At 45.2% G+C, this 26,429-nt stretch carries 26 protein-coding genes; 17 read left to right on the top strand and 9 right to left on the bottom strand.

Features of this window, described 5'->3' with window-relative positions; all coding sequences use genetic code 11:
• The 8 genes from BN3349_RS03640 (at position 1) to BN3349_RS03600 (ending at position 7,743) form a co-directional block, all read left to right on the top strand.
• Positions 1-1,068, top strand: coding sequence for an AI-2E family transporter (locus tag BN3349_RS03640; protein ID WP_040975984.1), 1,068 nt, complete (start codon positions 1-3; stop codon positions 1,066-1,068).
• A gap of 245 nt (positions 1,069-1,313) precedes the next feature.
• Positions 1,314-2,432, top strand: coding sequence for a dual-specificity RNA methyltransferase RlmN (gene rlmN, locus BN3349_RS03630; protein WP_040975983.1), 1,119 nt, complete (start codon positions 1,314-1,316; stop codon positions 2,430-2,432).
• Positions 2,433-2,462: 30 nt separating this feature from the next.
• On the top strand, positions 2,463-3,014 hold the full coding sequence (pilW, locus tag BN3349_RS03625) for a type IV pilus biogenesis/stability protein PilW (protein WP_040975982.1): 552 nt from the start codon (positions 2,463-2,465) through the stop codon (positions 3,012-3,014).
• Between the two features lie 141 nt (positions 3,015-3,155).
• Positions 3,156-4,184, top strand: coding sequence for a RodZ domain-containing protein (locus BN3349_RS03620; RefSeq protein WP_040975981.1), 1,029 nt, complete (start codon positions 3,156-3,158; stop codon positions 4,182-4,184).
• Positions 4,185-4,200: 16 nt separating this feature from the next.
• Positions 4,201-5,304 carry a flavodoxin-dependent (E)-4-hydroxy-3-methylbut-2-enyl-diphosphate synthase gene (gene ispG / locus BN3349_RS03615; RefSeq protein ID WP_032109434.1) on the top strand — a complete coding sequence of 368 codons (1,104 nt, stop codon included), beginning with the start codon at positions 4,201-4,203 and terminating at the stop codon, positions 5,302-5,304.
• 10 nt (positions 5,305-5,314) lie between these two features.
• Positions 5,315-6,589, top strand: a complete 1,275-nt coding sequence (gene hisS / locus BN3349_RS03610) for a histidine--tRNA ligase (protein ID WP_040975980.1) — start codon at positions 5,315-5,317, stop codon at positions 6,587-6,589.
• A gap of 13 nt (positions 6,590-6,602) precedes the next feature.
• The gene (locus tag BN3349_RS03605; protein ID WP_040975978.1) at positions 6,603-7,217 is read left to right on the top strand and encodes a YfgM family protein; all 615 of its coding nucleotides are present in this window, start codon (positions 6,603-6,605) and stop codon (positions 7,215-7,217) included.
• Between the two features lie 85 nt (positions 7,218-7,302).
• Positions 7,303-7,743, top strand: a complete 441-nt coding sequence (locus BN3349_RS03600; protein WP_245853735.1) for a methyltransferase family protein — start codon at positions 7,303-7,305, stop codon at positions 7,741-7,743.
• 6 nt (positions 7,744-7,749) lie between these two features.
• Here the strand turns inward: BN3349_RS03600 and BN3349_RS03595 are convergent, their stop codons facing one another.
• From BN3349_RS03595 to BN3349_RS03570, 6 genes are all read right to left on the bottom strand, one after another.
• The gene (locus tag BN3349_RS03595) at positions 7,750-8,628 is read right to left on the bottom strand and encodes a DMT family transporter (protein WP_040975975.1); all 879 of its coding nucleotides are present in this window, start codon (positions 8,626-8,628) and stop codon (positions 7,750-7,752) included.
• Between the two features lie 86 nt (positions 8,629-8,714).
• Positions 8,715-9,896, bottom strand: coding sequence for a mannonate dehydratase (gene uxuA / locus BN3349_RS03590; protein WP_040975973.1), 1,182 nt, complete (start codon positions 9,894-9,896; stop codon positions 8,715-8,717).
• A 23-nt stretch (positions 9,897-9,919) separates the two neighbouring features.
• Entirely contained in the window at positions 9,920-10,669 is a 750-nt protein-coding gene (locus BN3349_RS03585) for an FCD domain-containing protein (RefSeq protein WP_040975972.1), read from the bottom strand.
• Between the two features lie 3 nt (positions 10,670-10,672).
• On the bottom strand, positions 10,673-13,066 hold the full coding sequence (locus BN3349_RS03580) for a glycoside hydrolase family 31 protein (RefSeq protein ID WP_040975971.1): 2,394 nt from the start codon (positions 13,064-13,066) through the stop codon (positions 10,673-10,675).
• Between the two features lie 16 nt (positions 13,067-13,082).
• Positions 13,083-14,384, bottom strand: a complete 1,302-nt coding sequence (locus BN3349_RS03575) for a TRAP transporter large permease (protein WP_040975970.1) — start codon at positions 14,382-14,384, stop codon at positions 13,083-13,085.
• 21 nt (positions 14,385-14,405) lie between these two features.
• A complete protein-coding gene (locus BN3349_RS03570) occupies positions 14,406-14,894 on the bottom strand; it encodes a TRAP transporter small permease (RefSeq protein WP_040975969.1) in 489 nt (162 codons plus the stop codon).
• A 234-nt stretch (positions 14,895-15,128) separates the two neighbouring features.
• On the opposite strand from BN3349_RS03570, the gene BN3349_RS03565 reads away from it, so the two are divergent.
• From BN3349_RS03565 to BN3349_RS03545, 5 genes are read left to right on the top strand one after another with little or no spacing between them, the layout of a single operon-like run.
• Positions 15,129-16,118 (top strand): TRAP transporter substrate-binding protein, encoded by a 990-nt coding sequence (locus tag BN3349_RS03565; RefSeq protein ID WP_040975967.1) that lies wholly within the window; start codon positions 15,129-15,131, stop codon positions 16,116-16,118.
• A gap of 54 nt (positions 16,119-16,172) precedes the next feature.
• Positions 16,173-17,018, top strand: a complete 846-nt coding sequence (locus BN3349_RS03560) for an SDR family oxidoreductase (RefSeq protein ID WP_040975966.1) — start codon at positions 16,173-16,175, stop codon at positions 17,016-17,018.
• Between the two features lie 12 nt (positions 17,019-17,030).
• Positions 17,031-18,431 (top strand): glucuronate isomerase, encoded by a 1,401-nt coding sequence (gene uxaC / locus BN3349_RS03555; protein ID WP_040975964.1) that lies wholly within the window; start codon positions 17,031-17,033, stop codon positions 18,429-18,431.
• Between the two features lie 9 nt (positions 18,432-18,440).
• Entirely contained in the window at positions 18,441-19,391 is a 951-nt protein-coding gene (locus BN3349_RS03550) for a sugar kinase (protein WP_082024874.1), read from the top strand.
• Positions 19,388-20,035 (top strand): bifunctional 4-hydroxy-2-oxoglutarate aldolase/2-dehydro-3-deoxy-phosphogluconate aldolase, encoded by a 648-nt coding sequence (locus BN3349_RS03545; protein WP_040975962.1) that lies wholly within the window; start codon positions 19,388-19,390, stop codon positions 20,033-20,035. The genes BN3349_RS03550 and BN3349_RS03545 overlap by 4 nt, the downstream gene beginning before the upstream one ends.
• A 22-nt stretch (positions 20,036-20,057) precedes the next feature.
• On the opposite strand, the gene rimI is transcribed toward BN3349_RS03545, so the two are convergent.
• Both rimI and BN3349_RS03535 read right to left on the bottom strand, forming a co-directional pair.
• Complete coding sequence (gene rimI / locus BN3349_RS03540) at positions 20,058-20,504, bottom strand: ribosomal protein S18-alanine N-acetyltransferase (RefSeq protein WP_040975960.1); 447 nt, start codon at positions 20,502-20,504, stop codon at positions 20,058-20,060.
• 2 nt (positions 20,505-20,506) lie between these two features.
• The gene (locus BN3349_RS03535; RefSeq protein ID WP_040975959.1) at positions 20,507-20,920 is read right to left on the bottom strand and encodes a DNA polymerase III subunit psi; all 414 of its coding nucleotides are present in this window, start codon (positions 20,918-20,920) and stop codon (positions 20,507-20,509) included.
• Positions 20,921-20,982: 62 nt separating this feature from the next.
• Between BN3349_RS03535 and rsmC the strand changes: the two genes are divergently transcribed.
• Positions 20,983-21,969 carry a 16S rRNA (guanine(1207)-N(2))-methyltransferase RsmC gene (rsmC, locus tag BN3349_RS03530; RefSeq protein WP_040975958.1) on the top strand — a complete coding sequence of 329 codons (987 nt, stop codon included), beginning with the start codon at positions 20,983-20,985 and terminating at the stop codon, positions 21,967-21,969.
• Between the two features lie 59 nt (positions 21,970-22,028).
• Here the strand turns inward: rsmC and BN3349_RS03525 are convergent, their stop codons facing one another.
• A complete protein-coding gene (locus BN3349_RS03525; RefSeq protein WP_032093574.1) occupies positions 22,029-22,364 on the bottom strand; it encodes a DUF496 family protein in 336 nt (111 codons plus the stop codon).
• Positions 22,365-22,569: 205 nt separating this feature from the next.
• Between BN3349_RS03525 and serC the strand changes: the two genes are divergently transcribed.
• The 3 genes from serC to aroA all read left to right on the top strand — a co-directional run bounded on the left by serC (position 22,570) and on the right by aroA (position 26,185).
• Positions 22,570-23,652, top strand: coding sequence for a 3-phosphoserine/phosphohydroxythreonine transaminase (gene serC / locus BN3349_RS03520; protein ID WP_040975957.1), 1,083 nt, complete (start codon positions 22,570-22,572; stop codon positions 23,650-23,652).
• A gap of 64 nt (positions 23,653-23,716) precedes the next feature.
• Positions 23,717-24,817, top strand: coding sequence for a histidinol-phosphate transaminase (gene hisC, locus BN3349_RS03515; protein WP_040975956.1), 1,101 nt, complete (start codon positions 23,717-23,719; stop codon positions 24,815-24,817).
• Between the two features lie 75 nt (positions 24,818-24,892).
• Positions 24,893-26,185 carry a 3-phosphoshikimate 1-carboxyvinyltransferase gene (aroA, locus tag BN3349_RS03510; RefSeq protein ID WP_040975955.1) on the top strand — a complete coding sequence of 431 codons (1,293 nt, stop codon included), beginning with the start codon at positions 24,893-24,895 and terminating at the stop codon, positions 26,183-26,185.
• Positions 26,186-26,429 lie beyond the last annotated feature (244 nt).

Below are 26,429 nucleotides of genomic sequence, written 5' to 3'. Positions count from 1 at the left end.
ATGGAAAAAACACATTCAACCTTACTGCGATTGCTGGTCGGCATTGCCGCGTTGGTGATTATTTTAGCTGGCGTAAAGTCTGCCAGTGAAATTGCCGTGCCGTTTCTACTGTCATTGTTTATTGCCATTATCTGTTCACCGATCATCAATTTCATGACCGCGCGCAAAATGCCGCACTGGTTAGCAATCGGTGTGTTGTTTGTGATGATTTTAGTCATCTTCTTCTTTCTGATCGGCTTAATTAACAGTACGGCGCAGGAATTTACTCGTTCCATACCGCAGTATCAGCACTTGTTATCGCAACGCCTTAGTGATATTACCGCGCTGGCAGGACGTTTTCATTTGTCTTTCGGGATCTCCCGTGAACAGGTCATGGAAAACTTTGATCCGAGTGTGATCATGAATTTTGTCAGTAACTTTTTATTGAGTTTTTCCGGCGTGGTCACCAACGTATTCATCCTGTTTTTGGTGGTTGTGTTTATGCTGCTGGAAGCCCCGATGGCAAAACGCAAACTGGCATTAGTGTTCAGCCAAGACAATCAGGATGTTCAGCACGATGTATATATCGACCGCATTTTACAAGGCGTGATCACTTATTTAGGGGTCAAAACTGTTGTCAGCCTAATCACCGGAATTCTGGTGTTTGTGCTGTTGAAAATTATGGGAGTGCAATATGCCGTGCTGTGGGCGACGTTAAGTTTTCTTCTGAATTATATTCCGAATATCGGCTCGATCATTGCCGCTGTCCCGATTATCGTACAGGCGTTTTTGCTGAACGGTTTTGTGACCGGTTTTAGCGTTTCCGCCGGTGTGATTGCGATCAACATGGTGATGGGCAATATGGTGGAACCGAAAATGATGGGGCGCACGCTGGGGCTTTCCACGCTGGTGGTGTTTTTGTCCCTGTTATTCTGGGGTTGGCTACTCGGCACGGTCGGCATGTTTTTATCGGTGCCGCTAACGATGGTATTGAAAATTGCGTTGGAGGCCAGCCCGACTACGATTAAATATGCGTTACTGTTGGGTGATGTCAAGCAGTTTTCGGTACAAAACAAGCCAGCGGAATAAGATAAAACGCGGTTTTGCGACAGCGGAATAATGTCGAATGTCGCGCAGATTAGCGCAGAATAACGAAAAAATCGAAAAATACACCGCACTTTTTATGCTTCCTGCGATCGGGATCGCAAAAAAGTGCGGTGCTTTTTTCTTTTGTTTTGCATGGCGGCGCAAAATTGCTAGATTAATCGCACTGAAATCAGTACAATCGCTGCCTGTTTTTTAGATTGCCGCAAGGTGTAATAACGAGGCACAGTATGTCAGAAAAAATCAATTTAATGAATTTAACCCGCCGCCAGATGCGCGAGTTTTTTAAAGAACTGGGCGAAAAGCCGTTCCGCGCCGATCAATTGGTGAAATGGATTTACCATTTCGGCGAAGACAACTTTGATAATATGACCAATATTAACAAACCGTTGCGTGAGAAACTGAAAGCGGTGGCGGAGATTAAAGCGCCGCAAGTGGCGGTGGAACAACGCTCGGCAGACGGCACGATTAAATGGGCGATGCAGGTGGGCGATCAGCAGGTGGAAACCGTGTATATTCCGGAGGCGGATCGCGCGACGCTGTGTGTGTCGTCACAGGTGGGTTGCGCGCTGGCATGTACCTTTTGTTCTACCGCCCAGCAAGGCTTTAACCGCAATCTGACTGTATCCGAAATTATCGGACAGGTTTGGCGGGCGTCGAAAATTATCGGCAATTTCGGCGTGACCGGTGTACGACCGATTACCAATGTGGTGATGATGGGCATGGGCGAACCGCTGCTGAATGTAGCGAATGTAGTGCCAGCGATGGAAATTATGCTGGACGATTTCGCCTATGGGCTGTCCAAACGCCGCGTGACTTTATCCACATCCGGTGTGGTACCGGCGCTGGATAAACTGCATGAAATGATTGATGTGGCGCTAGCGATTTCTCTGCACGCCCCGAATGATGAGCTGCGTGATGAGATCGTGCCGCTTAATAAAAAATACAATATTAATATGCTGATCGAGGCGGTTAACCGTTATTTGAGCGTGTCCAACGCCAACCACGGTAAAGTTACGATTGAATATGTGATGTTGGATCATGTGAATGACGGTATCGAGCATGCCCATCAGCTGGCGGCCGTGCTAAAAAATACCCCTTGTAAAATCAATCTGATTCCATGGAACCCATTTCCACAGGCGCCTTATGCCAAAAGTTCCAATACGCGTATCGACCGTTTCCAAAAAACGCTGATGGAATACGGTTTTACCGTGATTGTACGCAAAACCCGCGGTGACGATATTGACGCGGCGTGCGGTCAGCTGGCGGGCGATGTGATTGATAGAACCAAAAGAACGGCGCAGAAAAAACGTTTCGGGCAGGCAATTAGCGCAGTGCAGGTGCACTAGCCTGTCATCGCAGAATAGGAGAGCATCACGATGTCGGCATTAAAGTTGTTATTTCCCGTTGTTTTCGCTCTGATATTGTCGGCTTGTACCGTTCGGTCGGACACGCCAGCAGATTTTGACACGCAGCAGGCGGCAAAAGCACGCGTCGAATTGGGACTGGGCTATCTGAACCGGCAGAATCCCGTTCAGGCGAAACTGAATTTTGATAAAGCCTTGTCTTATGCGCCAGATTATTATCTGGTGCATGCCGCATTGGCGTATTTTTATCAATTGCAAGGTGATGCAGTGCAAGCGGAAAACGCCTATGCCAGTGCGCTTAAATTGGATAAAAAACAAGGCGATGTGTATAACAATTACGGCGCTTTTTTATGTGCGCAGGGGCGATTTGACAGCGCCTATGAGCAGTTTCAGCATGCCTTGAACACGCCGAATTATTATCATCAGGCGGACACTTACGAGAATATCGCATTGTGCGCTTTATCGGAAAATAACACCGCACTTTTTCAGCGTTATTTGGATTTATTACACAAACTGTCGCCAGCGCGGGCACAGGCGCTGCGCGTTTTAGCACACAAAAAATAGCGCCGGTTAGGTGTTTCGTTTGACAGATTCGCGCACCGTTTTTATTGGCGATCCTGACAATAACTGTTGCAAAATACGCCTTGCGACTTTAAACTTTACCTCTTGAATTTTAACTGAAATCAGATACCAAGAAGAACCGATATGACCGCGCCAACTCACAGTCAGGAACACCCGGAGTTAACTTTAGGCGAACGTTTTCGCCGGGCAAGAGAGGAGCTAAACCTTTCTTTGGAAGATGTCTCCGGAAAAATTAATTTACGCCCTTCCATTTTACAACGTCTTGAAAACAATGAATTTACGCATAAATCGATCCCGTCCACCTTTATGAAAGGTTATGTGAAAAATTATGCTAAATTTCTGCGTGTGCCGGAAGCATATTGGCTGAGCGTCGTGACCTCGCTGAGCGAAACCACGCATAACGATTTAGGTAAAAATGCGCGTGCGACCCGTGCCGTCAACCAGTATTCCTCGCATAATCATTGGATCGGTTATATTACGGTGATTGTGATCTTGATTTTAGCCGGCATGACGGCAATGTGGTGGTGGGAAAACTATCAGAAATCCAACGCCGAGCGCGATCATCTGGTGCAGCATTATGTGGAGAATACTGCCGCTGCACCGGTCGGTGAAATAGCGGATTCCGGTAGTGCGATCAGTCTCGGTGCTGATAAACAGGAAGCGCAAACCGTCAACGCACCGAGCGTGGCAGCGCCGGTCTCTGCCGAGCCGGTTGCAGTGCCGGCGACGAATGTTGCGGATACAGACGCTAATGCGAATGCGCTTTCCTCGGCGGTGGAAGCGCCATCAAGCAATCATGCGACCTCGGTCCAGACCCTGCAATCGGAAATGAATAAAATCAACGGAATAGGCACACCTGAAGGACAGGAAAATGCCGCTCAAAGTGCGGTGCAAAATTCCGATGTTTCTGCTCAACCGGCAGGCGAGCTGCAAATTGAAGTCACTGGACCTAATTGCTGGATCAGTGTTAAAGACAGTAATCGTAAGGTGTTGGCTCAGAAAGAATATAAACAGGGCGAGCTGCTGAGCTTTAATCAAGGTGCGCCTTATTCGCTGATTATCGGGGCACCGGGCAATGTAAAAATTACCTATAAAGGCGAGGTCTATCCGCTGACCGTTGACGGGCGCGTTGCGAAGTTTAAATTGCAGTAAAACAGAGAGTAAAAGAATGTTAGCCAAACCGGATATTAAACGTCGCGAATCGACAAAAATTTATGTGGGCAATGTGGCGGTCGGCGGGGATGCGCCGATTGCGGTACAATCCATGACCAATACCCGCACAACCGATGTGGAAGCGACGGTGGCGCAGATCAAATCACTGGAGCGGGTCGGCGCCGATATCGTGCGCGTTTCGGTGCCGACGATGGATGCGGCGGAGGCCTTTAAGCTGATTAAACGACAGGTAAATGTGCCTTTAGTCGCCGATATTCATTTTGATTACCGTATTGCGCTGAAAGTGGCGGAATATGGTGTAGATTGTTTGCGTATTAATCCGGGTAATATTGGGCGGGAAGACCGGATTCGCGCGGTGGTGGACTGTGCCAAGGATAATAATATTCCGATTCGTATCGGCGTGAATGCCGGTTCGCTGGAGAAGGATTTACAGGAAAAATATGGCGAACCAACACCGCAGGCGTTATTGGAAAGTGCGTTGCGCCATGTGGAGATTTTAGATCGCCTCAACTTTGATCAATTTAAAGTCAGCGTTAAGGCTTCCGACGTGTTTTTGGCGGTGGAAAGCTACCGCTTGCTGGCAAAAGCGATTAAACAGCCGCTGCATTTGGGGATTACCGAAGCGGGCGGTGCACGTGCTGGCGCGGTGAAATCCGCAATTGGCCTGGGTATGCTGCTGGCGGAAGGCATTGGCGATACGCTGCGAGTTTCTTTGGCAGCAGATCCGGTGGAAGAAATCAAAGTTGGTTTTGATATTCTGAAATCCTTACGTATTCGCTCGCGCGGGATTAATTTTATTGCCTGCCCGACTTGTTCTCGTCAGGAATTTGATGTTATCGGCACGGTAAATGCGTTGGAACAGCGTCTGGAAGATATTATTACGCCGATGGATGTGTCGATTATCGGCTGTGTAGTTAACGGACCGGGTGAGGCATTGGTATCCGATTTAGGGGTAACTGGTGGTAATAAGAAAAGCGGTTATTATCTTGACGGCGAACGTCAGCGAGAACGGTTTGACAACGACGATCTGATTAATCAGTTAGAAGCGAAAATTCGTGCCAAAGTCGCACAGCAGGATCCGAAAAACAGAATTATTTAAGGAAGATATTGTGGCAAAAACCATTCAAGCAATTCGGGGGATGAACGACTGTTCCCCGACGGAAAGCCCGTTATGGCAATGGGTTGAGAGCAACATTCGCAGCGTGTTGGCGAGCTACGGCTATTCAGAGGTGCGGATGCCGATTGTAGAAAGCACGCCGTTGTTCGCGCGAGCTATCGGTGAAGTGACCGATGTGGTATCCAAAGAAATGTACACATTTTGGGATAATGACGAACAGTTGACGTTACGCCCGGAAGGTACTGCCGGTTGCGTGCGAGCAGCGATTGAACACGGTTGGATTTATAATAATGAACAGCGCCTGTGGTATCTCGGTCCGATGTTTCGCCATGAACGTCCGCAAAAAGGGCGTTATCGCCAGTTTCATCAGGCGGGAGTGGAAATTTTTGGCATTCCAAACCCGGAGGTCGATGCGGAATTAATTCTGCTTACCGCTCGTCTTTGGAAAGCGCTCGGCATTGAGCGGCACGTTTCACTGCAACTGAACTCTATCGGATCGCTGGCAGCGCGGGCGAATTACCGTTCGGCGTTAGTCGAATTTCTGGAAAATCACACCGCACTGATGAGCGAAGAGGAAAAAGAACGACTGGTGAAAAATCCGTTGCGGATTTTGGATACTAAAAATCAAGCTCTGCAAGCAGTATTAAATGATGCACCGAAATTACTGGATTATTTAGACGAAGAAAGCCGTGCACATTTTCAGCAGCTGTGTAGTTTGCTGGATGCCATGGGAATTCGCTACGACATTAATCCGAAATTAGTGCGCGGGCTGGATTATTACAATAAAACCGTGTTTGAATGGGTGACCGATGCGCTGGGCGCACAGGGCACGGTCTGTGGTGGCGGGCGTTATGACGGCTTGGTCGAACAGCTGGGCGGTCATGCGACACAGGGCGTAGGTTTTGCCATGGGATTGGAGCGGTTGGTATTGCTGGTGCAGGAAGTCAATGCTAATATTGCGCTGCCTGCGGCGGTGGATATTTATGTGGTGTATGCGGGTGAACATACCACTTTACCGGCATTTCAACTGGCGGAAAAATTGCGTACGGAATTACCGCACTTACGCATTATGACCCATTGCAGCGGCGGGAATTTCAAAAAACAATTTAAACGCGCGGATAAAATCGGGGCTAAATTGGCTTTGGTTATCGGCGAAAGCGAAGCTCAGCATCAGCAGGTTATCGTGAAAGATTTATTAGGTGGCGCAGAACAGCAGACGTTTTCACAGACAGAGGTGAGCGCTTATCTGAATACTGTATTTAAATAAGAAAGGAGTTGACATGGCTTATACCGTTGAAGAAGAACAGGAGCTCAATGAGCTGAAAAACTGGTGGCGAGAAAATTATAAATCCATTATTGTGATTGTGGTGCTAACCTTTGCTGGCGTCTTCGGTTGGCGTTACTGGCAGGATCACCAAATCAGCAAGATGCAACGAATTTCGGCGCAATATGATCAATTAATTTACTCTGCACAACAAGAAGGTGGCGCGCAAAATACCAAACTGGCGCAGTTTGTGAAAGAAAACGGTAAAACCAGTTATGCAGTTTTTGCCTTGCTGGATGCCGCGGGCGCCGCAGTGAACAAACAGGATTTTACGCAAGCTGAAGATTTGTTGAAACAAGCTGTCAGTGCTTCTAGCGATGATATTTTACTTTCGCTTAGTAGCTTGCGTTTGGCTGCGGTTCAACTTCAGCAACAGCAGTTTGATGCGGCGCTAGAAAGTCTGAAACAAGTGAAAGGACAAGGCTGGGAAAACCGCAAGAATTTAATGAGCGGTGATATTCTATTAGCCAAAGGTGATAAGGCGGGCGCCAAAGCGCACTTTGAACAAGCCTTGCAAAACGCCGGTCCGTTAGAGGCTCAGCTGATTCAAGTGCGGTTAAATAATTTATAGTTTTTATGACGACACAAGGCTTGGGAAGATTCTCAGGCCTTTTTTCTTTCGACATCGTGTTTAACCGAACAGAGGTAAAATGACAATGAAACGCTTGACTGTTCCGCCGCCGCTGCTGTTTATTGGTTGCGCCGGGTTGATGTGGTATTTACCGCCTGTTTATGAATTTAGTGCAAATAGATATGTGATAGGTTTTATTCTGTTAATTGCCGCAGGGATAGCGGCGGGTGGGTTATACCAGTTTTATCGGGCAAACACCACTGCCAGCCCGTTGAATCTGGATAACACGTCGGTTTTGGTGGTGACCGGTGTGTACGCTTTCAGTCGTAATCCTATGTATTTGAGCCTGCTGCTCGCTTTAATTGCTTGGTTTTTATGGCTGGGTGCCGTCAGTGCGATAATCGGACCGTTGCTTTTTATCGGGCTGATGAATTATTTGCAGATAAAACCGGAAGAGATCATGTTAGCCAAACTGTTCGGTGCAGCATATCAGGCATATTGCGCCAAAGTTCGTCGCTGGTTGTAAAGACGCTTATGATTTCTTTCCCGCTCGCAGTCGCGGTAGGCGATAGAGCATTAAGGCCAGCAGAATGCATACGCAGCCTGCAAGCTTATACAGAGTTAATTCTTCGTTTAAAATCATGATGCTTAATATCAATGTCCAGACAGGTTCTAAGATCATAATGATCGCACCGTTGGCGACATCACAGTATTTTTGCCCTAGGGTTTGCAGCAACATACGCAGATTGGTTGCGATGAGTACGCTGGCGCAAAACCACAGCCAGCCTTGCGGGGAAATGGGCTGCGACCAGTTTTCAAAACACAGGGAATATAGCCCGCAGCAAATGCCGACGATGCCGATTTGAATGGTTGTTAGCGACAGCACGGGAATATTCCGAGCGTATTTGTTGTTCAGAATAAAATAAACTGCGGCGGATAACGATGAGAACAGAAAGATCAGACTGCCTAAAGACAGACTTAAACCGCCCGCTTTATAAGACAACATATACAGCCCCATGGCGGCGAGCGGCAGAGATAATCGGAACGATTTGTGTGGTGCCTGTTTGAAAAACAGCCACGATAGTAACGGCGCGATCAACATGGATAAACTGACCAGAAATGCGCCTTCGCCGAAGTGATCGCTGTTTACCAAGCCGAACAGCCATAATGTCAGGTAAAAAACGTAGCAAAATCCCACCGCACTTGCCCGTATTATCTGCGCTGTTGATAATTGCTTTAATTGCGGATAGGCAAAGGGCAGAAATAATAGCGCGGCAAGGGAAAAGCGTAATCCGATAAATCCGAGCGGGGGAAATTCCACTATTGAATATTTGGAAAAAAACCAGCCGGAAGCGGCAATTAGAGTGACGATAAATAACAGTATTTCGCCGCGATATTGTGCAAGAACCATAGTTTTTCTTTTCGGTAATGGCGGGAGAATGTAAGCTTTATTTATACTCGCTAAAGCTTACATTAACCGATTGCCAACAGAGGTTATTATTCAAAAAACACTTTTTTCAATGCAAGCTCCAAGCCACGAAATTCTGCCAGACCTTTAAGACGACCGATCGCGGAATAGCCCGGGTTGGTTTTTTTATGTAAATCATCAAGCATCTGGTGTCCATGATCTGGACGCATTGGAATCAAACGCTGATCGCCGTTGGCTTTACGACGATATTCTTCCGTTAATAACGCTTTCGTTACATTAAACATATCCACATCGCCCGCTAAATGTGCGGCTTCATGGAAGCTCAACGGATTCTCTTCACGGCAGGTGGAGCGAAGATGAGCGAAATAAATACGATCAGCAAATTTTTCCGTCATGTTGACGAGATCATTGTCGGAACGAACGCCGTAAGAACCGGTACACATCGTAAAACCGTTTGCCGGCAGCGGTTCGGTTTCAACGAACCACTGCATGTCTTCAATCGTGGAAACCACTCGCGGCAAGCCTAGAATCGGGCGCGGCGGATCGTCCGGATGGACTGCCATTCGGATACCGACTTGTTGAGCCACGGGGATGATTTGATTAAGAAAATAAGCCAAATGAGTACGGAATTTTTCGGTCGAAATATCTTTATAACGATCAAGCTGCCCTTGAAACTCTGCCAATGTATAGCCCTCTTCCGCCCCCGGCAAACCGGCGATAATGTTTTGTGTCAGCTGCTCAATATCCTGTGGGCGCATGTTGTCGAAATAGCGCTTGGCCGCTAGCTGTTCTTCCTGCGTATAGGATTGTTCCGCATTCGGACGTTGCAAAATATAGAGCTCAAAAGCAGCGAACGCAATCTGATCAAAACGCAATGCTTTGGAACCGTCTGGCATTTGGTATGCCAAATCGGTCCGAGTCCAGTCCAACACCGGCATAAAATTGTAGCACACGGTATCAATTCCACACTGCGCAAGGTTACGCAAGGTCTGTTTATAATTTTCGATCCAAGTCTGATATTGTCCGGTTTGAGTTTTAATTTCCTCATGCACCGGCACACTTTCCACCACCGACCAACTAAGTCCTGCCTGTTCAATTCCCGCTTTACGTTTTTGAATTTCCTCAATACTCCAAACCTGCCCGTTCGGAATATGATGAAGTGCGGTCACAATACCGGTCGCACCGGCCTGTTTGATATCGGATAATGACACGGGATCATTCGGCCCGTACCAACGCCAAGTTTGTTCCATAGAAAACTCCTTGTATTTTTAGTTTAAAGCCCCACGGCAACAGGATTTACATTAAATAAAAAGCCGTCGAAATCCGGGTGTTCTACATCAGATAATTCAAAAAGTTTTTGCTTAACATTTTCTAAATGCTGCCACATCGCTTTTTTGGCTAATGCAGGATTTTTACGTTGAATGCTGTTTAGAATCAATTCATGATCTTTTAACCATAATTTGCGATACTCCCGATCGGCGATATGCGAATGCAGACCTTGCCACATAGAATTTTGCCGATATTTCCATAAACCTTTCTGCGTTTGAATCAGCACTTCATTTTGGGTAATTTCAGCGATGGCACAATGAAATTCTTCATCAGCGGAATAATCGCTGTCATTTTCTTCCAGTGTTATTCGTTCATTACGCAGAATTTCTTTTAACCTCTGAATATCGTTGCGGTTTGCCTGTATCGCGGCAAATTCGGCGATACTACTTTCTATGAGTTGTCGAGCTTGTAATAATTCAAATGGTCCGACATCTTCATAAAATGGTTCACTTTCTGTATGGCGTACAGGTAAGTTGATTACGTAAACACCTGAACCTTTTCGAACAGAGACTAGATTTTCCAGCTCAAGCATAATGATTGCCTCACGGACAACAGTACGGCTTACATCCATTTTTTCTGCAAGATCTCGCTCGGGCGGTAACCTTTCTCCAATTTTATAAACGCCGTCAATCAGTTCTTGTCGTAGTATAGAACCGATTTTTTTATAAGAGCGTAATTCCGCATTTTCTGTCATTTGTTAAACCTCATCAGGTATTTTGTTAATATTTAGCGGACTTCCTTGACTAACTATCTTTCCATTTATAACAAGTTTTCTATTTTCGCGATCAGGAAGTTTTATGAATATATTTTTATAAGCGGGAAGCCAGTTCCCTGATTTATAAATATTTAATGTAATGGTATCCGAATCACAGATTAATTTTATCGTTAATTTAAGATATTCACCATTGAGATATGCGAAACTCTCGCCGTCGTCGTCGAAAATAGTCGTTTCGCTAACACCGCAATTTTTGAATGGATAAACCATTAAGGTTCTGACCGTATCTTTTTTCACACAACTATATGCGGTTCTGTCACTTATTGGAATAACGGCACCAGATTTAACAAATAGCGGAATTTTATTTAGAGGTGCATCGGCAGTAATTGTTTGACCGCCGGCATACCATTGATAAGTATAGAAATCAAACCAGCCAACATGATTTTGTGGTAGATATACTTTTCTGCTGCGTTGTTTATCTTCAACAATAGAGGCGACCAACAATTCTTTGCCTAAAAGGTAGTCATCACATTCTGCAAAGGTATTTGGATCCTGTTCATGATCCAAAAATGTTGGGCGAAGCATCGGTTCAAACTCATGATGTGCCTGCCAGAAAATATTGTAAAGATAAGGCATTAGACGGTAACGTAATTTTATCGTATCGCGAATGATTTCAGTAACTTCGGGATACATCCAAGGTTCGTTGACTGTCTTATCATCATTCCAAGAATGAATTGTGAAACGCGGATGCATTATGCCATTTTGTACCCAGCGTACGAATAATTCCGCGTCAGGTTTATTGCCAGAAAATCCGCCAACATCATGACCGATATTATAAAGACCGGACAAACTCATACCTAATCCCATTTTGATATTGTATTTTAATGTATTCCAACTTGTTCGATTATCACCGGACCAAGTTTGTACATAGCGGGCCATGCCAGGGCTACCTGAACGTGAGATCAGATAAGGACGTAGGTGAGGGGCAAACTCCCGTTGTGCTTCATAGGAAGATTTCATCATCAGTAACGGCTGCAACGGGCGAATTAGCTTAATCGGCATACCTTTGCCAAAATAGCAGCATTTGGCATAGTCATCCCAAATTTCAAATTCATTATTATCATTCCAAGTAGAATCAATACCGTATTCTAATAATTGTTTTGTGACATTATTTTTCCACCAATGCACGGTATCTGGATTAGTGAAGTCTAAATGAGAACCTTCATCGTCCCAGAACATTGAACGTTCTGGATTTTCCGACTCGGAGTCTTTAATAAATAAATTCAGTTTTGCTACCTCGTTGTAACGAGGATGATCCTGTAGTAAACAAGGTTTAATATTAGCGGCCAGTTTCATTCCTACTTGATGAAAATTTGCGCTCATTTTCTGTGGTTGGGGGACTTTGTCATAATTCCAGTTGAATACATAGCGTTTACCATTAATTGACGTATAACCGGATGATAATTGGAATGAATCACAGGGAATATCATGTGTATTACAAAGTTCGACAAATTTTTTCAATTGTTCCTGTGCATCTGGCGCATCAGTGTAACTCATGGTTGAACCGCTGTAACCGAGGCTCCATCTCGGACCTAAACAAGTACCGCCGGTCAGTTTAGTGTATTTTTTGGTGACGTCTAATATTTGTGGACCCAGAATCATATAATAATCAAGGTCACCGTCCTCGGTTTTATAGTTGCGGTAATAAGCGTGGTAATTATCAATTTCACTACCCAAAATAAACCAGCAAGGTGCGAGATTATCGTAGTATAAACCATAACTGATTTTCGCGCCGTGAGTAATATAAAATGGAATATGTTTGTACAGCGGATCCATATATTCAGCATTGTAGCCCATGGCATCAATGTTCCGCATTTCAAATCGACGTCCATGTCGGTTCATATTCCCTGTTTTTTCTCCTAAACCATAATAATGGTCTTTTGTGTCTCGTTGTAAAAAATGGGAGATTTTAGTGTTGGATATCCCGAATAAGTATGCTCCGGTTTTTCTATCTGTCACAAAGGTCTTCCATTCACCGTCTTTTTTGTATTGCCATTCTAAATAAAGTGGTTGATGAACAATAACTTTCAAAAGTGCGGTAGAAATTTCCAACGTTTTTTCTGTTTGTTTGAATTTATAATCAGGGAGTGTAAAACCATGTGACGACCATTTATTCCGTCCTTGCCATCCAATATCCTGTTGATCCGGTGCAATTGCCCAAGTATGCGGAACTTTAAATTCATGATTTCGGGTAAATGCGATACGAAAAATATCTTCTTCCAATACAAATATATGCAGAGTGATATCGCGCTCGCATTGAATATCAATACGGTTACCTTGTTTTTTCAGAAATGTCGCTGATATTAATGTTTTCATGTCGTAACCTCCTGAATTAATAGCCTAGCAACCATTGAGGCAGTAATAAGCTCAGCTGTGGAATAAAAGTCACCATTAATAAGGTGATTATTAGCACCGAGTAAAACGGAAGTAATGGTTTAATAACCTGATCGATTTTTACGCCGGCAACGGAACAGCCGATAAATAATGTACTGCCAACAGGAGGCGTGCAAATGCCGATAGATAAATTAAATGTCATTAAAATACCGAAATGCACCGGATCCATTCCGAGTTCTAAAGCTATCGGTAAGAAAATCGGTGTGAAGATCAGTAATGCCGGGGTCATATCCATAAATGTGCCGATAATCAGCAGAATTAAATTGATAATCAGTAGGATAATAATTGGATTCTCTGATACTGTTAACAGTGCGTCACTAATGGTGTATGGAATATCGGCATTAGCCATTGCCCATGACATCCCCATTGATGTGCCAATCAACAATAATACAATGGATGTGGTAATCATGGCTTCCAAAATAATGGAAGGTAATTGTCTGAGCGGAATTTCTCGATAAATTCCCACTGATAAGATCAAGGTGTAAACTACCGCGATAGCGGATGCTTCCGTTGCAGTGAAAATTCCGATAATAATACCGCCGATGATGACGACAACTAATCCTAAGCTTGGTAAAGCGTCCAGTGTTTTGTGTATAATTTCTTTCGATGTTGGTTTAGCAGATATCGGATATCCCCGCTTTTTAGCGATAAATCCTGCGACCAGCATAATGCCTAACCCCATCAGAATGCCGGGAATGTATCCGGCTAGAAATAATGCGCCGATAGAGGTCCCGCCGGAAATTAGAGAATAAACAATAAATGTGTTGCTTGGCGGAATTAGCAATCCGGTTGGTGACGAAGTAATGTTTACCGCTGCGGAAAATGCCGGATCATAACCTTCTTTCTTTTGTAGAGGTCCCATGGTACTGCCAACAGCGGCTGTAGCTGCGACGGCAGAACCGGAAATCGAGCCAAACATCATGTTTGCTAACACATTAACATGAGCAAGTGAACCAGGTAAACGTCCGCCCAATACTTTGGCAAATTCGACTAAGCGTAATGCGATACCGCCACGGTTCATTATGTTACCTGCCAAAATAAAAAACGGAATAGCGAGCAACGAAAAGCTATCCAGTCCGGAGGCCATTTTTTGTGAGATGACTGCAATTGCAGAATCAAACGGAATAGACATCATAATCGTTAATAGTGACGATATCCCGATTGCAAATGAAATTGGTGTGCCAATTGCTAATAATATAAAAAAACTACTGCAAAGGATGAGAATTGTTGACCATTCCATAATGTTTCACCTTTTTAATTGTTAAGCTAATAATTGGCGGCATTCACTGATAAGATCTCTGAGTAGAAAGACCAGCATGAAGAAACCACTAATCGGGATGGCAAGATACACAAGTCCCATTTCTACGCCTAGCACTGGTGAAATTTGCCCTGCATTCATAATATCAAGAACTAACCGTCCTCCGCCGTAACACATAATGATAAGGGTAAAAGCTAAACCGATGAGGCTGATAATGAGTTGCAAAGCTGCATGCTTTTTAGGAGAGCTTTCTAATTTAGTCAGGAGTAAATCAATCGCTAAATGTTTTTTCTGACCTAAGCCGTATGCTGCACCGATTAAACCGACCCAGATAAATAGGAAGCGGGCTAATTCATCCGTGACTGTACTTGGATCATTTAATACATAACGTGAGAATACTTGCCAGACCACACATAAAACAAGGGCGGAACATAAGACGACACAGAAAGTCGCCAATATTCGATCCAGTATTGATATGAATTTGTTTGTCATACTATCTCCTGTTATCACAAAATAGATTTAATTGGTAAACCAAATATAGCGTTTTTAATTTTTTTATACAGGTTTAATTACAGGAAATGTGATTGTTATCACAAAATTAATTAAATATATTGGTGCAATTTTTGTGATTGGTTTAGTATCTTTGCGGTGGATACGAAAATAATCCAAACCAGTATGCGATATAGTCGTTTGTACTTTTGTTAAAACAATAGGGAGAACATAATTATGTTTATTAAGAAAAAGGCATTGTCCTTGATTATCAGCGGATTATTAGTCGCCTCGGTTTCATTTAGTGTATCGGCTAAAACGGTATTAAAGCTCAGTCATAATAACGATAAAACGCATCCAGTACATATTTCAATGCAGTATATGGCCGATGAGGTAAAGAAAGCCTCCAATGGCGATATCGTGATTCGGATTTACCCGAACAGCCAGTTAGGTAATCAGCGCGAATCCATGGAACTATTGCAGGCCGGTTCTTTGGATATGGCAAAATCGAATGCCAGCGAATTAGAAGCTTTCGAGCCAACCTTTGCGGCATTTAATGTGCCCTATTTATTTAAGAACAGCGAACATTATTATCAAGTTTTACAGGATGAAAATATCGGACAAAAGATTTTGAACAATTCCGCTGGTAAAGGATTTATTGGATTAACATATTATGATGCGGGCGCGCGCAGTTTTTATGCTAAAAAGCCGATTAAAACGCCTGCTGATTTGAAGGGTATGAAAATTCGTGTGCAACCGAGCCCAAGTGCATTAGAAATGGTGAAATTATTAGGCGCTTCGCCAACACCGCTGGCCTTCGGTGAATTATATACTGCATTACAGCAGGGAGTTGTTGATGGGGCCGAAAATAACCAGACTGCGTTGACTTTAATGCGTCATGGCGAAGTTGCTAAATTCTTTAGTGAAGACGAACATACTATTATTCCAGATGTTTTGGTGATTAGCGAAAAAACATGGGCAAAATTAACACCGGAGCAACACAAAATTATGAAAGATGCTGCCGATAAATCAATGCTCTATCATAAAGATTTGTGGGTTGAAATGACCGCTAAAGAAGTGAAAGAAGCTAAAGAAAAAATGGGTGTGGAATTTATCACGGTAGATAAGCAGCCTTTTATTGATGCGGTTAAACCGATGCATGATAAAGCACAAAATGATCCGGTCATTGGTCAATATATTAATAAAATTGATGCATTGGGTAAGTAGCTAAATCGCCGGGATATGGGTACATATCCTATTTTTTGCAATGGAGGAATAAACATGAATATTGCCAAAAAACATAATTTCAAAGACAAGTTAGTGGTGATTACCGGCGCAGGAGGCGTATTATGTGCTTTTTTTGCCAAGGAAATCGCAAAAACCGGGGCGAAAGTAGCGTTATTGGATATTAATTTTGACGCTGCAGCCAAGTTTGCCGAAGAGATTGTTCAACAGGGCTATATCGCCAAAGCGTATCAAACTGATGTGTTGGATCTACACAGTATTCAGATGGCGAGGGATGCTATCGAACAGGATTTCGGCACTTGCGATATTTTAATTAACGGCGCGGGCGGGAATAGTCCGAAAGCGACAACAGATAATGAATTCCATGAATTTAATCTAAGTGAAACGACGAAATCGTTTTTTGAACTGGACAAAAGCGGTATTGAATTCGTGTTTAATCTGAATTATCTGGGAACGTTATTGCCGACGCAAGTTTTTGCAAAAGATATGATTGGCAAAAAGGGCGCAAACATTATTAATATTTCCAGCATGAATGCCTACACGCCACTTACTAAAATTCCTGCTTATTCAGGGGCGAAAGCGGCGATCAGTAATTTCACTCAATGGTTGGCTGTGTATTTTTCTCACGTAGGCATCCGTTGCAATGCCATTGCGCCGGGTTTTTTAGTGGGCAATCAAAACCGAGCGTTATTGTTTGATCAAAACGGCAATCCAACGCCGCGCGCGCATAAAATCTTAACTAACACTCCGATGGGCCGATTTGGCGAAGCGCATGAATTACTGGGCGGAGTTTTATTCTTAATGGACGAAGAATACGCAAGTTTTATTAACGGCGTGGTGCTACCGATTGATGGTGGTTTTTCAGCTTACAGCGGTGTATGAGGAGAGCAAATAATGAAACAATTTATGTGCGAAGATTTTCTACTTTCTAATGAAATCTCGCGGCGGTTGTATCATGACTATGCCGAAGCGCAGCCTATTTTTGATTATCATTGCCATCTCAGCCCGAAAGATATTGCTGAAAACCGTCGCTTTACCGATTTGGCGGAAATTTGGTTGGAAGGCGATCATTATAAATGGCGAGCGTTGCGTTCTGCTGGTGTGGAAGAGTATTTTATTACCGGTAAAGCCGATAATTACGAAAAATATCAAGTGTGGGCGAGAACTGTGCCTTTATGTATCGGTAATCCGATCTATCATTGGACGCATCTGGAATTACGCCGTCCGTTTGGGATTCATGAACTGTTTAATGAAAAAAGTGCGGTCAAAATTTGGCATGAATGCAATGAAATGTTGCAGCAACCGGAATTTTCGGCGCGCGGCATTATGCAACAAATGAATGTAAAATTTGCAGGTACGACGGATGATCCAGTGGATAGTTTGGACTATCACAACGCAATTGCTGAAGACAAGACGTTTGATATTGAAGTGGCGCCAAGTTGGCGCCCTGATCGCGTCGTAAAAATTGATTTACCGCAGTTTAACGAATACATTGCTCAGCTTGAACAAGCGGCGGATATGGAAATCAATAATTTTGACGGGTTAAAAAAAGCATTAGCTAAACGCTTAGCGCATTTTGATGCGCACGGCTGTAAATCCGCCGATCATGGGATGGAAATCGTGCGTTTTGCTCCCGTTCCTGATGAAAAAGCGCTTGATACAATTTTACAAATGCGTCGCAACAATCAGCCATTAACGGAATTACAAATCGCGCAATATTCGACCGCACTTCTTGTTTGGTTGGCACAAGAGTATTGTAAACGTCACTGGGTAATGCAAATGCACATCGGTGCGTTGCGCAATAATAATACCCGCATGTTCCGGCTCCTTGGACCTGACTGCGGGTTTGATTCTATCGGCGATCGCACGTTTGCCGAACCGCTGTCCCGCTTGTTGGATGCGATGGATGAAACAGAGCAATTGCCTAAAACCATTTTGTATTGTTTGAATCCGCGTGATAACGAAATGATTGCCAGTATGATTGGTAATTTTCAAACCGGCGGTATTGCCGGAAAAATTCAGTTTGGCTCCGGTTGGTGGTTCAATGATCAAAAAGATGGTATGGAACGCCAATTACAACAGCTTTCGCAACTCGGTTTGTTAAGCCAGTTTGTAGGCATGTTGACGGATTCACGTAGTTTCTTATCTTATACGCGCCACGAATATTTCCGCCGTATTTTATGCGAAATGCTGGGGCAATGGGTAGTGAATGGCGAAGCGCCGAATGATATTGAATTATTGGGAAATATGGTAAGTAATATCTGTTACCGTAATGCCAAAAACTATTTTAAATAAGGTGATTTGATGAAAAAACTCGCCCTACTCGGTGAATGTATGATCGAGCTTAATGGGGAGCCGTTCGGGGCTATGCGCCAGAGTTATGGTGGTGATACGCTCAATACGGCGACTTATGTCGCTCGGGTAAGTTCGTCGGATAAGATTGAAGTATATTATGTATCGGCTCTTGGTACGGATAAACTGAGTCAGGCTATGGCTGAGCATTGGCGGGCGGACGGGATTAAGACGGATTGGGTGTTATGCGATCCTATGCGTCAGCCGGGATTGTATTTGATTCAGTTGGACCAACACGGTGAACGCACATTTTTATATTGGCGCAGCCAGTCTGCCGCACGGTATTTGTTACAACATCGTGATTATCCTCGCGTGTTGTCCGAGCTGGCGCAGGTTGATGCTATTTATTTCAGCGGCATCAGTTTGGCAATCTTGCCGGAAAACGACCGCACTTTGTTTATCCAACAGCTTAACGCTTTACGTAATAACGGGGTCGAGATTATTTTCGACAGTAATTATCGTCCGCAATTATGGCAGAACCCGTCGCAGGCGCAGCGATATTATGCGACGCTGTTGCCGTTGGTTGATGTGGCATTGGTGACTTTTGATGATGAACGGCTGCTGTGGGGCGATCAGGATGTGCAGGACTGTCTTCGTCGTTTAGCTGCACATGGCATTAATAAAATCGTGCTGAAACAAGGAAAGTGCGGTGCAATTTTATACCAAAACGGTCAACAGGTTAGCGTGCCGACAATACCGGCGACACAAGTTGTGGATACCACATCTGCTGGCGATGCCTTTAACGCCGGTTTTTTAAACGGCTATTTGCAACAAAAAGATTTGATTAGCTGTTGCCGACAGGGGAACCAGCTGGCGGGCATTGTGATTCAGCACAAAGGCGCGATTATTCCTTCTGCGGCTACAGTCCATTTAATTGAGCAATTTAATGAGGATCGCAAATGACTGATACAACAGCACAATTGATTGAAAAACTTAGACAAATCAAAGTGGTTCCGGTGATTGCGCTGGATAACGCGCAGGATATTGTGCCGCTGGCGCAGGTGCTGGCAGATAATGGCTTGCCGGTGGTGGAAATTACGTTTCGTTCCGCCGCAGCAGCACAAGCGATAGGTTTGTTGCGCGCTCATCAGCCCGATATGCTGATTGCGGCGGGCACGGTGCTGACTGCCGAGCAGGTTGTGCAAGCGAAAAATGCCGGCGCTGATTTTGTGGTTACGCCGGGATTGAACCCGAAAATCCTACGGCTTTGTCAGGATCTGCATTTTCCGATTACACCTGGTGTGAATAACCCGATGTCCATTGAAGCGGCGCTGGAGATGGGATTAACGGCGGTAAAATTCTTCCCGGCAGAGGCCAGCGGCGGGGTAAAAATGATTAAGGCGTTGCTCGGTCCGTATGCACAATTGCAGATTATGCCGACCGGCGGTATCGGCATACATAATATTTGTGATTATCTGGCGATACCGAATGTGGTTGCTTGCGGTGGTTCTTGGTTTGTGGATAAATCTCTGATTCAGGCGAAAAACTGGGCGGAAATTGGGCGCTTGACAAAAGCGGTCGTACAGCAAGTGCGCGAATGCCGATAATGCGCGAAAATCCACCGCACTTTTATAAGTATAGCGCCATAATAATGGCGTCTTCCCGCCCGCCCGCCGCGGTGGGATAGTAGTTTTTGCGGCTATCCGCTTGATTGAATCCGCATTGTTCATAGAGCCGTTGTGCGCCGATATTGGACTGGCGCACTTCCAACCACAGCGTGCGAATGCCTTGTTCACGCAGTTTTTCAATTAGTTGATTTAGCAGATATTTTCCCAAACCCTGGGCCTGAAAGGGCGGATCGATGGCGATATTGAACAAGGTCGCTTCGTCCAACACGGTCTGGCAAATGGCGAAACCGAGAATTTCGCCGTCATCACCTTGAATTTTCAGATTGAGATAGCGCGCGCCTTGATTATTTTTTAGCGTACCGAATGACCAAGGCACGACATGTGCCGCCTGTTCAATGGCAAATAAGCGGGGAAAATCCTGTTCTTCAATATGAGTAATATACGGCATAATTAATCGGCTTGTTGTTGAATTTGTCGCCATAGCTGACGCTTCGCCTGCGGGTCTTGCCGTAAGCTTTGCCAGTCCGGCGATTGCCATTGCGCCATCGCCTGTTTGCAGTAGGCTAAAGTGCGGTCGATTTTTTGCGGATTATTGCTTAATAACCAGTAACAGACCGGATGCTGAATCTTCATTAGTGGCGCGAAATCGAAATTAATACATAAACAATCTTGCGCGCCAATTTCCAGACTGCGCAAAATATCCTGTAGCAGCTGTTGGGTGGCGGGAATTGCCTGTTCGGCAATAATAATCAAACGGATATGTTGCGCGACAGCAAGATTGACCGCGCCTTTTAAGGCATCGGGACGATTCAGCTGCCATTGAGTAATGCCCATTTCCTGTAAGAGAAGATCGCGTCTGTTCATCAATATCTGATTTCCTTTATAATAGGCGCCAATTTTAACCAATAACGCAGAGGATTGATAGGGTGATTTCTCTCGAAAGTCAGGTGCTGGAACGTCATTTGGCGTTTTTTCAGGATAAAGCGGTTTTATTTGCCGGTGGCATTAAGGATCATTTTCCGCAGCAGATTCAAAAGATAGCGAAATCCGTTCGCATTTGGTCGTGTTATTTTGATTATGCTCGAACCAATAGTGCGGTGGATTTTTCTGCCGTTTTTAACGGCGATACAGAGTTAGTCGTTTATTATTGGACGAAAAATAAGCAGGAGGTCGCTTTTCAGTTGATGCAGTTGCTGGCTAATGCGTGGTCAGGGCAGGAGTTGTTGATTGTCGGCGAAAACCGCAGCGGTGTTCGTTCGGCGGAAAATTTGCTGGCACCTTACGGGGAGATCGCAAAAATTGACGGCGCTCGCCGTTGCGGGCTATACCATTTTTCTCTGAAAAACCGACCGCACTTTCAGCTTGATGAATACTGGAAAACTTATCGCCCGCTGAATTCATTCACCGTTTATAGCCTGCCGGGTGTATTCAGCGCCCATGAACTTGATGCCGGTACGGCGTTGCTGTTATCTACCCTTGACGCGCCCATTAACGGCAAGGTGCTGGATTTGGGCTGTGGTGCGGGTGTGATCGGCAGTTATATCAAACAACGCAACCCGCAAGCCGCGATTACCATGACGGATATTCACGCAATGGCGCTGGTCTCCGCTGAACGCACGTTGGCGGAAAATCGGTTGCAGGGCAAGGTGATGGCAAGCGATGTGTTTTCTCACATTGACGGCAAATTCGACATAATTCTTTCTAATCCGCCGTTTCATGATGGTATTGATACCGCTTACCGTGCGGTGGAAACTTTGATTCGACAGGCAAAACAGCATCTAACCGCCGGCGGAGAACTGCGGATTGTGGCAAATGCGTTCCTGCCTTATCCGAATTTGCTGGACGAATATTTCGGCACTCATCAAGTGCTGGCGAAAACGGGAAAATTTAAGGTATATTCGGTGAGAAATTAAGAAAGTGCGGTGAAAATTCTTTTATTTTTCACCGCACTTTTGACTGTTTTGAACATCGGTTATTTTTTCAATAACTCGGCATGGGCTTTTTTCTGCCCTTTCATTTTGCCGCTGATTTCGCGCCGCTGTTTAGACAGCTCCGCGTTGCGGATAGTGTAATCATCCACTCGGGTTTCATAGTCGTCACGCATATTTTCAATAATGGCGCGCACATCTTCAATGCTCATATCGTCACGGATATATTGGTTCAGGTTGTCCAATAACAGTACGCGTTTCTGGTTGTCGCGAATTTTACGATTGTTATCGTCGATATCGCGCAATAATTTATTTTTTAAACGATACATACGCACATACTCTAACACTTCTTGGAACGATTGTTTATTCACGTTTTCCATAATTGATACTCTCTGCCTTTAATTAAATATAAACCCCGATTAATGTAGTCTTTTTTAGGCTTTTCGTCAAAGTATTCGCACGCTTTTTCCGGCTAAACGCAAAAAATTTGCTGAATTTCATAAAAGTCGTTGCTTACGCTATCCTGAGGTGATAAAAATATTGAATTATTCTGTTATTTCTCAATTATCTCTCAGGAAGTGAAACATGTCTCAAGTCTTTAATTTCAGCGCCGGACCGGCAATGATGCCGCCGGCAGTATTGCAACAGGCTCAACGGGAATTACTCAACTGGCAGGAACAGCATACCTCGGTCATGGAGGTCAGTCACCGCGGCAAGTTGTTTATGGAACTGATCACGCAGGCGGAAGAGGATATTCGCCGGCTTTACCATATTCCGGAAAATTATAAAGTCCTGTTTTTGCAAGGCGGCGCTCGCGGTCAGTTTGCCGCCGTTCCGATGAATTTGTGTAATGAAAAAGGCAAAGCGCTGTATTTAACCAGCGGTCACTGGTCGGCGACGGCGGCGAAAGAAGCGCGCCTGTTCTGTGAGGTTGATGAAATTAATCTTTTAACCGAAGGTGAAACGCTACAAGTAGGAACGCTGGATTTCAGTGATATTGCGCAGCAATACGATTATGTGCATTATTGCCCGAACGAGACTATCAGCGGCGTTGAGATTTTTGACCTGCCGAATGTGGGTGAGACGGTATTGGTCGCTGATATGTCATCCAATATTTTGTCACGTGAAATCGACGTTAGTAAATTCGGTCTGATTTATGCCGGCGCGCAGAAAAATTTAGGACCGGCGGGGATCACCATCGTGATTGTGCGTGAAGATTTACTCGGTAAGGCGCGCACCGCCACACCGTCCATCTGGAATTATGCAGTGCAGACGAAAAGCGATTCGATGATCAATACACCGCCGACTTTTGCGTGGTATTTATGTTCACTAGTGTTTAAACATTTGCTTGCCACCGGCGGGGTGCCAGCAATGGAACGGCGTAATAAAGCCAAAGCTGAATTGCTGTATGCCTATTTAGATCAGAGCGATTTTTATCGCAACCATGTGGCGCCGGCGAATCGTTCTTTAATGAACGTTACCTTTACCACCGGCAATGACGAATTAAATGCGAAATTTGTCGCCGAAGCCACCGCCGCAGGCTTGCAGGCGCTGAAAGGTCATAAAGTATTGGGCGGTATGCGGGCGTCTATTTACAATGCGATGCCGATTGAGGGCGTCGAAGCTTTGATTGCCTTTATGCGCCAGTTTGCCGCGCAAAACCGTTAATATCACAGGTAAGGGCAGGTGAAAGCCCTTATCTTTTTCTGTTACAACCGATAAAAAGAAACCTATGCAATTTATCAATATCGCAAACAAAGGGGTCAAATCCCTTTCCCCTTATCAGGCGGGTAAGCCGATTGAAGAGCTTGAACGTGAGCTCGGTATCCGTAATATCATTAAACTGGCGTCGAATGAAAACCCTTTCGGCTTTCCGCAAAGCGCCAAGCAGGCCATTGAGCGACGGCTCAATGATCTGACCCGTTATCCCGATGCCAACGGTTTTGAACTGAAAGCCGCCATTGCCGAAAAATTCGGTCTGCATGCCGATCAGATCACCCTCGGCAACGGTTCCAATGATTTAATTGAATTGTTCGCTCACACGTTTGCCAGCGAACATGATGAAATTATTTATTCGCAATATGCGTTTATCGTTTATCCGTTGATTACCAAAGCCATTGGCGCAACTGCACGTGAAATTGCGGCGAAAAACTGGGGGCACGATTTGGACGGCTTTTTGGCGGCGATTAACGATAACACCAAGCTGATTTATATCGCCAATCCGAACAACCCGACCGGGAATTTTTTAACGCAGGCGGAAATAAACCGCTTTTTGGCGCAGGTACCGGCACATGTGATCGTGGTGTTGGACGAAGCCTATACCGAATTTACTGCGCCGGATGAGCGTGTGGATTCTTTTGCGCTGGTGGAGCGGTATCCGAATTTGATTGTTTCTCGTTCGTTATCCAAAGCTTACGGTCTGGCGGGGCTGCGTATCGGCTATGCGGTGTCTCATCCGGAAATTGCCGACTTGTTAAACCGCGTGCGGCAGCCGTTCAATTGTAACGCTTTGGCATTGGTTGCCGCCGTTGCGGTGTTAAATGATGACGAATTTGTGCAAAAAGCCGCAGCAAATAACTGTGCCGAGATGAAACGTTACGAAGATTTTTGCCGGCAGCACCAACTGGCGTATATCCCCTCGAAAGGGAATTTCATTACGCTTGATTTTAAACGTCCCGCCGCGCCGATTTACGATGCGCTGTTGCGCGAAGGCGTGATCGTGCGCCCGATAGCCGGCTATGGCATGCCGAATCATCTGCGTGTCAGTATCGGTTTACCGCAAGAAAATGACCGATTTTTCACCGCACTTTTGAAAGTGCTGAATCTGGCATAAACGCAGTTATCAACGTATAGTGTTCAAACTTGGGGCGAGAGTTATCGCCCAGTCATTATGGATAGTGAAACAATCATGGATAAAATCACCCTTAATCCTATTGCTCGTGTGGATGGCGATATTCATTTGCCCGGTTCGAAAAGCCTTTCCAACCGAGCCTTATTGCTGGCGGCGCTTGCCAGAGGAACAACCAAAGTCACCAATTTGCTGGACAGCGACGACACCCGCCATATGCTGAATGCGTTAAAAGCCTTAGGGATTCAATATCAATTGTCGGACGATAGAACACAGTGTGATGTTCAGGGGGCAGGCGGCGCTTTTCAATGTCATGATGGCTTGGCACTGTTTTTAGGCAACGCGGGAACGGCAATGCGTCCGCTGACGGCGGCATTGTGCCTGAAAGGGGCGATGGAGGCGGAAGTGGTGCTGACCGGCGAAGCGCGCATGAAAGAGCGCCCAATAGCGCATTTGGTGGATGCGCTGCGACAGGCGGGGGCCGATATTCAGTATCTAGAAAATGAGGGATACCCGCCGCTGGCGATTCGTAACAGCGGTCTGTCGGGCGGAAAAGTGCGCATTGACGGTTCGATTTCTTCCCAGTTTTTAACCGCACTTTTAATTTCCGCGCCGCTTGCTGCGCAGGATATGGAGATAGAAATTATCGGCGAACTGGTTTCTAAGCCTTATATTGATATCACATTAGCGATGATGCGAGATTTCGGTGTGGCGGTGCGGCATGATAATTATCGCACTTTCTTTGTGCCGGGCGGACAGAGTTATATTGCGCCGCATACTTATCTGGTGGAAGGCGATGCGTCGTCTGCCTCCTATTTCCTTGCTGCCGGCGCGATTAAGGGCAGAGTGAAAGTCAGCGGTATCGGGCAACATTCCATTCAGGGTGATCGGCTGTTTGCCGATGTATTGGCAAAAATGGGCGCTAAGATCACTTGGGGCGATGATTTTATTCAGGCGGAAAAAGGCGAGTTGCACGGCATTGACATGGATATGAATCATATTCCCGATGCAGCGATGACGATTGCCACAACCGCATTATTTGCCACGGGCGAAACCGTGATCCGCAATATTTACAATTGGCGGGTGAAAGAAACGGATCGTCTGGCGGCAATGGCGACTGAACTGCGTAAAGTCGGCGCAGAGGTGGAAGAAGGCGAGGATTTCATCCGGATTCAACCGTTGCCCGCAGAGCAGTTTCGTCATGCGGAAATTGCGACCTATAACGATCACCGTATGGCGATGTGTTTTGCCTTAGTGGCGTTGTCGAATACGCCGGTTACTATTTTAGATCCGCAATGTACGGCAAAAACATTCCCGACATTTTTTGATGAGCTTAGTAAAATCGTGGCATAAAATCTAATATGCTCCGGCAATAGCATGAATTTTCACTTGATATTTGACAGGTTACCCTTGTGCTATTGCCGCTCCGGCGCGATATAAGATCTCATTTTTTCATTTCATCGCGCCCTCAGTTCCAGCTGAGCCATTCTCTTTGTGGCAATTGATGTAACTTAGTCTCTTCGTGTTTTCTATTTCGCTATTTCGCTTATTTTCCCCTATTTTTTATTTTTCCTGTGCTCCTGATTTTTTTCTTCCG

The organism is Necropsobacter massiliensis (assembly GCF_000827595.2).
Taxonomy (GTDB): Bacteria; Pseudomonadota; Gammaproteobacteria; order Enterobacterales; family Pasteurellaceae; genus Necropsobacter; species Necropsobacter massiliensis.
Note: the sequence above shows the minus strand (reverse complement) of the source record. Positions and strands in the feature narration are given on the sequence as shown.